The organism is Sphingomonas sp. (genome assembly GCF_964263785.1).
In the GTDB taxonomy this organism is placed as follows: Bacteria; Pseudomonadota; Alphaproteobacteria; order Sphingomonadales; family Sphingomonadaceae; genus Sphingomonas.
Genome location: NZ_CAXVWL010000101.1, coordinates 1 through 10,008, shown reverse-complemented (window position 1 = coordinate 10,008; position 10,008 = coordinate 1). Strand labels below are relative to the sequence as shown.

General features: G+C 65.2%; 10 protein-coding genes. All 10 read right to left on the bottom strand.

The genetic code is table 11. From position 1 onward, the window contains the following. Positions 1-141 (bottom strand): FAD-dependent oxidoreductase (locus ACE5C1_RS13300; protein ID WP_374944556.1); only part of this gene is annotated, 141 nt, incomplete at its 3' end. Further along, entirely contained in the window at positions 134-286 is a 153-nt protein-coding gene (locus ACE5C1_RS13295; RefSeq protein WP_374944555.1) for a DUF433 domain-containing protein, read from the bottom strand. The genes ACE5C1_RS13295 and ACE5C1_RS13300, both read right to left, overlap by 8 nt. A gap of 169 nt (positions 287-455) precedes the next feature. After that, positions 456-1,646 carry a 2-oxoglutarate dehydrogenase complex dihydrolipoyllysine-residue succinyltransferase gene (gene odhB, locus ACE5C1_RS13290; protein ID WP_374944554.1) on the bottom strand — a complete coding sequence of 397 codons (1,191 nt, stop codon included), beginning with the start codon at positions 1,644-1,646 and terminating at the stop codon, positions 456-458. An 88-nt stretch (positions 1,647-1,734) separates the two neighbouring features. Continuing rightward, positions 1,735-4,695 carry a 2-oxoglutarate dehydrogenase E1 component gene (locus tag ACE5C1_RS13285; protein ID WP_374944553.1) on the bottom strand — a complete coding sequence of 987 codons (2,961 nt, stop codon included), beginning with the start codon at positions 4,693-4,695 and terminating at the stop codon, positions 1,735-1,737. 146 nt (positions 4,696-4,841) lie between these two features. Further along, positions 4,842-5,726 (bottom strand): succinate--CoA ligase subunit alpha, encoded by an 885-nt coding sequence (sucD, locus tag ACE5C1_RS13280; RefSeq protein ID WP_374944552.1) that lies wholly within the window; start codon positions 5,724-5,726, stop codon positions 4,842-4,844. Between the two features lie 42 nt (positions 5,727-5,768). Continuing rightward, complete coding sequence (locus tag ACE5C1_RS13275) at positions 5,769-6,263, bottom strand: DUF29 domain-containing protein (RefSeq protein ID WP_374944551.1); 495 nt, start codon at positions 6,261-6,263, stop codon at positions 5,769-5,771. A 1-nt stretch (position 6,264) separates the two neighbouring features. Continuing rightward, positions 6,265-7,230 carry a malate dehydrogenase gene (mdh, locus tag ACE5C1_RS13270; RefSeq protein ID WP_374944550.1) on the bottom strand — a complete coding sequence of 322 codons (966 nt, stop codon included), beginning with the start codon at positions 7,228-7,230 and terminating at the stop codon, positions 6,265-6,267. A 119-nt stretch (positions 7,231-7,349) separates the two neighbouring features. Beyond that, a complete protein-coding gene (zapE, locus tag ACE5C1_RS13265) occupies positions 7,350-8,462 on the bottom strand; it encodes a cell division protein ZapE (protein WP_374944549.1) in 1,113 nt (370 codons plus the stop codon). Then, a complete protein-coding gene (locus tag ACE5C1_RS13260) occupies positions 8,459-8,911 on the bottom strand; it encodes a PaaI family thioesterase (protein ID WP_374944548.1) in 453 nt (150 codons plus the stop codon). The genes zapE and ACE5C1_RS13260 overlap by 4 nt, the downstream gene beginning before the upstream one ends. Before the next feature lie 6 nt (positions 8,912-8,917). Further along, a complete protein-coding gene (locus tag ACE5C1_RS13255; protein ID WP_374944547.1) occupies positions 8,918-9,718 on the bottom strand; it encodes a succinate dehydrogenase iron-sulfur subunit in 801 nt (266 codons plus the stop codon). Positions 9,719-10,008: the final 290 nt, after the last annotated feature.

Below are 10,008 nucleotides of genomic sequence, written 5' to 3'. Positions count from 1 at the left end.
GACATTGAGGCACGTCCCTCCCAGCGTGTCGCGCGCCTCAGCACAAGCGGTCTTCAACCCCAGCTGGGCCGCCCGGATCGCCGCGACGTAGCCGCCAGGTCCGGCACCGATGACAAGGACGTCGTAGTCGTATTCAGCCATTCTTGTGCTCGCTTTTCAAACCGTTGCGCTTCGCTGCGACCAGATCACGCACAAACCCCATCATGGCCTTCAACTGCTCTCGCGTCAGGCCCGGATAGTCCGCGAGAATATCGTCGAACGAAGCTCCGCTCTCAGTGACTGCCAGTAGCCAGTCGATATAGTGTCGCGTACCGCGATGCGAACCTTACCGGAGCACACCGTCGAGTCCGTCACGATCACGTCGTACCAAGGCGTGCGAAGTGAAGGAATTTGCTTGGCCATGTAGATGACCTGTTTCCCAGCTATATCGGCCTCGTCAGGCTGGGCCAGGCGGATCACAGGTCAATCAATATCCGCGTCGGGTCCTCGATAGCGTTCTTCAGCGCCACCAGAAACGTCACCGCCTCGCGCCCGTCGATCAGGCGGTGGTCGTAGCTGAGCGCCAAATACATCATCGGGCGGACGACGATCTGGCCGTCGATCACCACCGCGCGGTCCTCGATCCGGTGGAGCCCCAGCACCGCCGACTGCGGCGGGTTGATGATCGGGGTCGACATCAGCGATCCGAACACGCCGCCGTTGGATATGGTGAAGGTGCCGCCCTTCATCTCGTCCATTTTCAACGTGCCATCCTTGGCACGTTTGCCGAAGTCGCCGATCGTCTTTTCGATCCCCGCCACCGACAGGTCCTGGCAGTCGCGGATCACCGGCACGACGAGCCCGCCGGGCGAGGACACCGCGACCGAGATGTCGGCGTAATCGTGATAGACGATGTCGTCGCCGTCGATCGACGCGTTGACGCTGGGTATGTCCTTCAGCGCCATCGTCGCGGCCTTCACGAAGAAGCCCATGAAGCCGAGGCGCACGCCGTGCTTCTTCTCGAACAGGTCCTTGTACTTGGCACGCGCCGCGATCACCGCGGTCATGTCGACGTCGTTGAACGTCGTCAGCATGGCCGCCGTATTTTGCGCCTCTTTGAGCCGCTTGGCGATGGTCTGGCGCAAGCGGGTCATGCGGACCCGCTCCTCCTTGCGGCCGCTGGCGGGCGGCGTCGGCGCTGCCGCAGCAGCAGGTGCCGGTGCGGTGGGCTTCGACGACGCGGCCGCCGCCACGTCCTCCTTGGTGATCCGCCCGTCCTTGCCCGTGCCCTTGACCGACGCCGGATCGACGCCGTGCTCGAGCACCGCGCGGCGCACCGAAGGTGAAAGCGCCGCGGGCGTGTCCTCGGAGGTTGCGGCAGGCGCAGCCTCAGCAGGCTTTGCGGCCGGAGCGGCGGCGGGTGCGGCCCCGCCCGCATCGACCGTCGCGATCACCGCGCCGACCTGAACGGTGTCGCCGACCTTCACCGCATGCCGGCCCATCACGCCGTCGACCGGCGACGGCACCTCGACCGAGACCTTGTCGGTCTCCAGCGACGCGATCGGCTCGTCGGCCTTCACCGGGTCGCCCGGCTGCTTGAGCCATTCGCCAAGTGTCGCTTCGGTGATCGATTCGCCCAGCACGGGGACGGTGACTTCGGTTGCCATCTCTGTTTCGCCTCGTCACCCCAGCGAAGGCTAGGGGCTTTCTATAACTGCGAGACCCCAGCCTTCGCTGGGGTGACGTCGTGAGTGTTCAGGCGCCTGCCTTGCCCGCGGTCTTCTGGTCCTCGGTCGCCCGCGCGCGGCGGATTTCCTCGCGCACGTTGTGGCCGAGCGCATCGGCGACCAGCGCGCCCTGTTCGGCCTGGTGGCGCTTCATCAGCCCCGTCGCGGGCGACGCCGACGCCGACCGCCCGGCGTAACGCGCACGCTTGACGCCGCCGCCCGCCGCCACCAGCGCCTCCTCGATCAGCGGCTCGACGAAGAACCAATAGCCTTGGTTCTTCGGCTCCTCCTGCGCCCAAACGATCTCCTCGAGCATCGGCATTCGCGCGACACGCTCGGCCAACGGCTCGCCCGGGAAGGGATAGAGCTGCTCGACGCGGACCACCTGCGTATCGGTATCGCCCGCCGCGTCGCGCGCCTCGATCAGGTCGTACGCCACCTTGCCCGTGCACAGCACCAGCCGCCGGGTCGTCGCGTCGGGCGAGCCGTTGGTATCCGACAGGATGCGCTTGAAGTGGCTGTCGCCCTGGAAATCCGCCGCCGCCGACACCGCCAGCTTGTGGCGGAGCAGCGACTTCGGTGTCATCACGATCAACGGCTTGCGGAAATTCCGATGCATCTGCCGCCGCAGCAGGTGGAAATAGTTCGCGGGCGTCGTGCAGTTCGCGACCTGCATGTTGTCGCCTGCGCACAGTTGCAGGAACCGCTCCGGCCGCGCCGACGAATGCTCCGGTCCTTGCCCTTCGTATCCATGCGGCAGCAGCATCACCAGGCCGTTGGCGCGCAGCCACTTGGCCTCGCCGCTGGCGATGAACTGGTCGATCATGATCTGCGCACCGTTGACGAAGTCGCCGAACTGCGCCTCCCACAGCACCAAGGTCTTGGGATCGGCCAGCGCATAGCCGTATTCGAACCCGAGCACGCCGTACTCGCTCAATGGCGAATCGAGCACCTCGAATCGGCCATGCTCCACGGTCTGGAGCGGCACATATTTGTGCTCGTCGGTCTGGTCGACCCACACCGCGTGGCGCTGGCTGAACGTGCCGCGCCCCGAATCCTGCCCCGACAGCCGTACGCCATACCCTTCGGACAGCAGCGCGCCGAACGCCAGCGCTTCGCCGGTCGCCCAATCGAAATTGGCCCCGCTCACGAACATCTGCCGCTTGGCGTCGATCACCCGCGCCAGCGTCTTGTGAACCTGAACGCTGTCGGGAACCGTCGTCAGCGTGCGGCCCAGCCCTTCGAACAGCTTCAGCTCGATGCCGGTGTCGACGTTGCGCCGGGTCGCCTCACCGTCGGTCGGCACCGACAGTCCCGACCAGCGCCCCGCGAACCAGTCCGCCTTGTTGGGCTTGTAGCTCGCCCCCGCCTGGAACTCCTCCTCGAAGGTCGTCGTGGTCCTGGTCACCTGCGCATCGGTCCAGGCCTGATCGATGACGCCTTCCTTCACCAGCCTTGCGCCGTAGATTTCGCTGACCGGCGGATGCTGGCGGATAACCGAATACATCAGCGGCTGGGTGAAGCTCGGCTCGTCGCCCTCGTTGTGCCCGAAGCGGCGGTAGCACCACATGTCGACCACGACGTCGCGGTGGAAGGTCTGGCGGAACTCGATCGCCATCTTGGTCGCGAAGGTGACCGCCTCGGGATCGTCGCCGTTGACGTGGAAGATCGGTGCCTGGACGCCTTTGGCGACATCCGACGGATAGGGCGACGAGCGGGCGAATTGCGGGCTGGTGGTGAAACCGATCTGGTTGTTGATGACGAAATGGACGCAGCCGCCGGTGTTATAGCCGCGGATGCCCGAAAACCCCAGGCACTCCCACACGATCCCCTGCCCCGCGAACGCCGCATCGCCGTGGATCAGCACGGGCAGCGCATGGCAGTGGTTCTTCAAATCGTCCGCGATCGTCTGGATCGCCCGGACCTTGCCGAGTACCACCGGGTCCGCCGCCTCGAGGTGCGACGGGTTGGCGACGAGCGACATATGAACCTTGATGCCGTCGAACTCGCGGTCGGTCGAGGTGCCGAGGTGGTATTTGACGTCGCCAGACCCGCCGATCTCGTCGGGGTTGGCCGAACCGCCCGCGAACTCGTGGAAGATCACCCGCAGCGGCTTGGCCATGACGTTGGCCAGAACGTTCAGCCGCCCGCGATGCGCCATGCCGTAGACGATTTCGCGGACGCCCATCTGGCCCCCGTATTTGATCACGCTTTCGAGCGCGGGGATCATGCTTTCGCCGCCGTCGAGTCCGAAGCGCTTGGTACCGACATACTTCTTGCCGAGAAACCGCTCCCATTGCTCGGCGTCGATGACCTTGGTCAGGATCGCACGCTTGCCCTCGGGCGTGAACTCCACGCCCTTGTCCTTGCCCTCCATCCGCTCCTGGAGGAAGCGGCGTTCCTCGACGTCGGCGATGTGCATGTATTCGAGGCCGACGTTGCCGCAGTAATTGGCGCGCAACGTGTCGACGAGTTCGCGGATCGTTGCCCATTCGAAGCCGAGCGTGCCGCCGAGATAGACCGGGCGATCGATGTCCTTGTCCGAAAAGCCGTAATAATCGGTTTTCAGATCCTCGGGCATCGCGCGCTGCGAAAGCCCCAGCGGATCGAGGTTGGCGGCGAGATGTCCTCGGACTCGGTAGGTGCGGATCAGCAATTGCGCCCGGATCGCGTCGCCCGCCGCCTTGACGATGTCGTCTTTCGACACCGCGGGCGCCGTCGCTATTGGCTTAGCCCCAGCCTTCGCGGGCTTCGGCGCGGGCTCCATCTGGGTCGGATCGAGCGCCGCAGTCAGGTCGTCGGTCGACGTCAGCGGCCAGCGATCGCTCGCCCAGCTCGGCCCCTGTGAGGTTTCGAGGCCTTCGAAGAACGAACGCCAGCCGGGTTCGACACCCGCCGGCGACTGCTGGTACTTGGCGTACAGCGCCTCGATGAAACCGGGGCTAACCCCGGCGGCGACGTCCGTAAAGTCCTGACCTTCGTAGCCCATGATACTTCCTCTACCCTTCTCCCTCCGGGAGAAGGAGGGGCCCGCCGCCGCAGGCGGTGGGAGGATGAGGGTGACGGCGGACCCGCCCTCACCCTTCCCGCACTTCGCGCCTCCCTCCCTCTCTTAGAGGGAGAGGAAAAGCCGTCTCAGCCCTTCAACACGCTGAGCAACGTCGTGCCCAGTTCGCTTGGGGAAGCCGAGACCTTGATCCCCGCCGCTTCCATCGCCGCGATCTTGCTCTCGGCATCGCCCTTGCCGCCCGAGACGATCGCACCGGCATGCCCCATCCGCCGTCCGGGAGGCGCGGTGCGGCCCGCGATGAAGCCCGCCATCGGCTTGGACCGCCCGCGTTTGGCCTCGTCGATCAGGAACTGCGCCGCCTGCTCCTCGGCGTCGCCGCCGATCTCGCCGATCATGATGATGCTCGTCGTCGCGTCGTCGGCCAGGAACAGCTCGAGCACGTCGATGAAGTTGGTCCCGTTGACCGGATCGCCGCCGATGCCGACCGCGGTGGTCTGGCCAAGCCCGGCGTTGGACGTCTGGAACACCGCCTCATACGTCAGCGTGCCCGAACGGCTGACGACCCCGACCGAGCCCTTCTTGAAGATCGAGCCCGGCATGATCCCGATCTTGCACTCGCCCGGGGTCAGCACGCCCGGGCAGTTGGGGCCGATCAGCCGCGACTTCGAGCCCGACAGCGCACGCTTGACCTTGACCATGTCGAGCACCGGGATGCCTTCGGTGATCGTCACGATCAGCGGCACCTCGGCGTCGATCGCCTCCAGGATCGAATCCGCAGCGAACGGCGGCGGCACGTAGATGACGGACGCGGTCGCACCGGTCGTGGCGACCGCTTCGGCGACGGTGTTATAGACCGGCAGGTCGAGGTGGGTCGTACCGCCCTTCCCCGGCGTGACGCCCGCGACCATCTGCGTGCCGTATTCCAGCGCCGCCTTGGTGTGGAAGCTGCCGGTCTCGCCGGTCATGCCCTGGGTGATGACCTTGGTGGTCTTGTCTACGAGAATGCTCATCTAGTCTCCAACCGGCTCGACGAGCCGCTGCAAAAGTTCGGCTCAGCCTGAGCTCTTCATGCTTTCGTCGTCACCCCAGACCACCGGGCGTTCCATGATGTCCACCCATGAATAGGGACACACCTCGGGAAAGCTGCGGCGGGGCAGTGTCGTTTCCTTGTGTGCCTTGCTGCGAGCGCGCCGATAGGCGCCCGGCAGAGCCTCATCAATCCGCGATTTGTAGCTTGGGCTGCGGTTAAGCTCGTCCTGGACCTGTTGACGATGTTCCTTGATGGAGTCGGCCCAGCTGCGTGTGCGATGGTCTGTCTGGATGTCCCATTTGATCAGATGGAGCAGCACGACCTTCAGCGCGCTTTCGAAACGATGGAAGTCCGACCTGCCCAAACTCTCCACCTCGTCGATCAAGTTGTTCAGGTCGAGCTCGCTGAACCGGCCTTCGCGCAGCAGCATGGCTTGAAGCGCAATCCATGCGCCGTAATCCGCTTCGTAGTTGGAGACATTGTGCCCCTTCACGATCTGCGGATCACGTTCGGCCATGTTAGGCCTCCAGGCTCGGGTCGATGCCCTTGCAGGCGACCAGTAGCTCCTTCACCGCATCCACCGATACCGTCAGGTTCGCCTTTGCCTCGTCGTCGAGCTTGACCTCGACGATCTCCTCGACCCCGCCGGCGCCGATCACCACCGGCACGCCGACGTACAGCCCGTCGACGCCGTACTGGCCCTCGACATAAGCTGCACAGGGCAGCAGGCGCTTGCTGTCGTAGAGATACGCCTCCGCCATCGCGATGCCGCTGGTCGCGGGTGCATAATAAGCCGATCCGGTCTTCAGCAGCGCGACGATCTCGCCGCCGCCGCTACGGGTGCGCTGGACGATCGCGTCTATGCGCTCCTGCGTGGTGCGGCCCATCGCGATCAGGTCGGGGACCGGGATACCCGCGACGGTCGAATATTGGACCACCGGGACCATCGTGTCGCCGTGGCCGCCCAGCACGAAGGTGTTGACGTCCCTGACCGCGACCTTGAACTCGTCCGCCAGAAAATGGCTGAACCGCGAACTGTCGAGCACCCCGGCCATGCCGACGACCATGTGCGTCGGCAGGCCCGAGAACTCGCGCAGCGCCCATACCATGGCGTCGAGCGGGTTGGTGATGCAGATGACGAAGGCGTTCGGCGCGTTGGCCTTGATCCCCTCGCCGACCGCCTTCATCACCTTCAGGTTGATGCCGAGCAGATCGTCGCGGCTCATCCCCGGCTTGCGCGCGACGCCCGCGGTGACGATGATGACGTCCGCGCCGGCGATGTCCGCGTAATCATTCGATCCGGTGATCGTCGCGTCGAAGCCCTCGACCGGCCCGCATTGCGACAAATCGAGCGCCTTGCCCTGCGGGATACCCTCGGCAACGTCGAACAGGACGATGTCGCCCAGACCTTTCAGCGCTGCCAGGTGCGCGAGCGTGCCGCCGATGTTGCCGGCGCCGATCAGTGCGATCTTCTTGCGAGCCATCCCAATCCTTCTCCGTACGTCCGGTGCGATTGGCCACGCCGCCTACGCGCATTGCTCCGCTACGGCAACCGCTAAAGGACGGAGGTAAAGATTATTGATGCGAATAGTTCGCAATTGCATCAAACACTGCCGTGCCCCTGCGCCAGATACGCTTCAGAGCGCATCTCCTCCAACCGGCTGACGGTCCGCTCGAACTCGAACCGTCCATCGCCGGCGACGTAGAGCTCGGCCGGCTGCGCGTCGGCGGCGGCGAGCAGCTTGACCTTGTGCTCGTACAGTGCGTCGATCAGCTGGACGAAGCGCGCCGCCTCGTTGCGGTTCTCGGGCCCCAGCCTGGGCACGCCGACGAGGATCACCGTATGATAGCAGCGCGCGACCGCCAGGTAATCGGCCGCCCCGCGCGCCTCGCCGCACAGCTTCCTGAACGCGAAGACGGCCACGCCCTTGAGGCTTTTCGGGACCGGCAGCGTCCGCCCGCCGCCCAATGGCAGTTGAATCGCAGGCACATGCGCGCGGTCCTCGGGCGGATAGTCGGTCAGGCGGAAGAAGGCGGCGGAGAGCTCGGCGGTCGCCCGCGCGCCGTTGGGGACGAGCCAGGTGTCGACGCTGCCCAGCCGGTCGCGGCGGTAATCGACCGGGCCGTTCAGCGGCAGCACGTCGAGGCGCGCCTCGACCAGAGCGATGAAGGGTAGGAAATGCTCGCGGTTGAGCCCATTCGTGTACAGATCGGATGGCGCTCGATTGGAGGTGGCGACCACCGTCACCCCCGCTTCGATCAGCGCGGTAAACAGCCGCGACAGGATCATCGCGTCCGGCGAGTTGGTGACCATCATCTCGTCGAAGGCGAGACACCGCGCCTCGCCCATAAGCGCGGCGGCGACCGGCGCGATCGGGTCGCCCACTTCGCTCAAACGCTCGGCGGCGATCCGCTGGTGGATCTCCAGCATGAATTCGGAGAAGTGGACCCGCCGCTTCCGCCCGATCTTCAACTGCGCGAAGAACAGGTCCATCAGCATCGACTTGCCGCGCCCGACCCCGCCCCACAGGTAGACGCCGCGTGGAGGCTCGGGCTTGCGCCCCATCAATCGCCACAAGGTGCTGCCGCGGCGCGGCACCGCTTCCAGCTCGGCCTGGAGCGCGGACAAGCGCGCCGCCGCCGCCGCCTGCTCGGGGTCGGCGCGCAACTCGCCGCCCGCGACGAGCCGGTCGTACGCGGCGAGAACGGTTGTCATGTCCTGGCGGGTTTGCGGATCGTCGCGGAGAAGGCGGCGATCCGCGCCTCGTCCTCCCCCTGCACGACCAGCCCGCGCAGGAAGATCAGCCGCCCGGTTTCCTTGAGCACCTCGACCTGCGCCTCGATCGCCTCGCCGATGCGCGCCCCACCAATGAACTGGGTGTTGAGGTCCAGCGTCACCGCGGTGCCAGCGACGATCAGCCCGAAACCGCGCGTGGCCGCGAACAGCGATACGTCGATGAAGCCGAGCAGCGCACCGCCGTGGACGTGATCGCGCAGGTTCGAATGGCGATGCTCCGGCGTCATCCGCACGCGAGCGAACGCGCCGTCGATCCGGTAGCGCATGTCCCCGAGCAAGGTGTTGAACCGGGTCGGATCGCTCAGCGCAAAGCGGCGCCAGCCCGGATGGTCGACGTCCGCTTCATCCAGAAACGCAGGTGCGGTCACTTGGCGTTACAGAACCCGTTCGGCTTCCATCTTCTTGATCTCGGCGATCGCCTTGGCCGGGTTCAGCCCCTTCGGGCACACGTTGGCGCAATTCATGATCGTGTGGCAGCGATAGAGGCGGAACGGGTCCTCCAGCGCGTCGAGCCGCTCGCCGGTCATCTCGTCGCGGCTGTCCGCCAGCCAGCGATACGCCTGCAACAGGATCGCGGGCCCCAGGAACTTGTCCGAATTCCACCAATAGCTCGGGCACGAGGTCGAGCAGCACGCGCACAGGATACACTCGTACAGCCCGTCAAGCTTCGAGCGATCCTCGGGCGACTGCAGCCGCTCCTTGCCAGACGGCGGCGGAGTCACCGTCTGCAACCAAGGCTTGATCGAAGAATATTGCGCGTAGAAATGGGTGAAATCGGGCACCAGATCCTTGATAACGTCCATGTGCGGCAAGGGCGTGATCCGCACCTCGCCCTTCACGTCGGCGATCGCGGTGGTGCAGGCGAGACCATTGCGCCCGTCGATGTTCATCGAGCACGATCCGCAGATGCCCTCGCGGCAGGAGCGGCGGAAAGTGAGCGACGAATCCTGCTCGCCCTTCATCTTGATCAGCGCGTCGAGCACCATCGGCCCGCATTCGTCCAGATCGACCTCGAACGTGTCGTAACGCGGGTTCTCGCCCGCATCGGGATCGTAGCGATAGACCTTGAACGATTTCAGCCGACGCTTCCCTGCCCCGTTGGCCGCGGCATTGGCTGCCTTGTGCGTCGCGCCCTTCTTGACGACGCTGTTCTTGGGAAGCGTGAACTCGGCCATTCGCGTTGCATCCGTCGATTATCGTGCGACCATCCGGTCGGATGCCCAGGTCACTACATGGAACCCGGCGCGCCCGCAAACCAGAGTTGATGAGATTATCCGACATCACCGGCGTTAACATTTCTTTGCACTCGAACAGGGCAGCTTTAGCAGGCTGCTGAAAAAGGGCTTGGCTATCGCGCTGTGAGGTGATTCATCGAGGCAGGACGCGATAAACGGGGCCGATGGATGCGCGGTACGGACGAACGATCGGGCAAGCTGTTCTCCTACGTCGATCTGGAAGAGCGGGT

What these genes read in the sequence shown, in the direction of transcription:
- odhB (WP_374944554.1), bottom strand. Translation starts at nt 1,646, where the DNA reads ATGGCAACCGAAGTCACCGTCCCCGTGCTGGGCGAATCGATCACCGAA.
- ACE5C1_RS13285 (WP_374944553.1), bottom strand. Translation starts at nt 4,695, where the DNA reads ATGGGCTACGAAGGTCAGGACTTTACGGACGTCGCCGCCGGGGTTAGC.
- sucD (WP_374944552.1), bottom strand. Translation starts at nt 5,726, where the DNA reads ATGAGCATTCTCGTAGACAAGACCACCAAGGTCATCACCCAGGGCATG.
- ACE5C1_RS13275 (WP_374944551.1), bottom strand. Translation starts at nt 6,263, where the DNA reads ATGGCCGAACGTGATCCGCAGATCGTGAAGGGGCACAATGTCTCCAAC.
- mdh (WP_374944550.1), bottom strand. Translation starts at nt 7,230, where the DNA reads ATGGCTCGCAAGAAGATCGCACTGATCGGCGCCGGCAACATCGGCGGC.
- zapE (WP_374944549.1), bottom strand. Translation starts at nt 8,462, where the DNA reads ATGACAACCGTTCTCGCCGCGTACGACCGGCTCGTCGCGGGCGGCGAG.
- ACE5C1_RS13255 (WP_374944547.1), bottom strand. Translation starts at nt 9,718, where the DNA reads ATGGCCGAGTTCACGCTTCCCAAGAACAGCGTCGTCAAGAAGGGCGCG.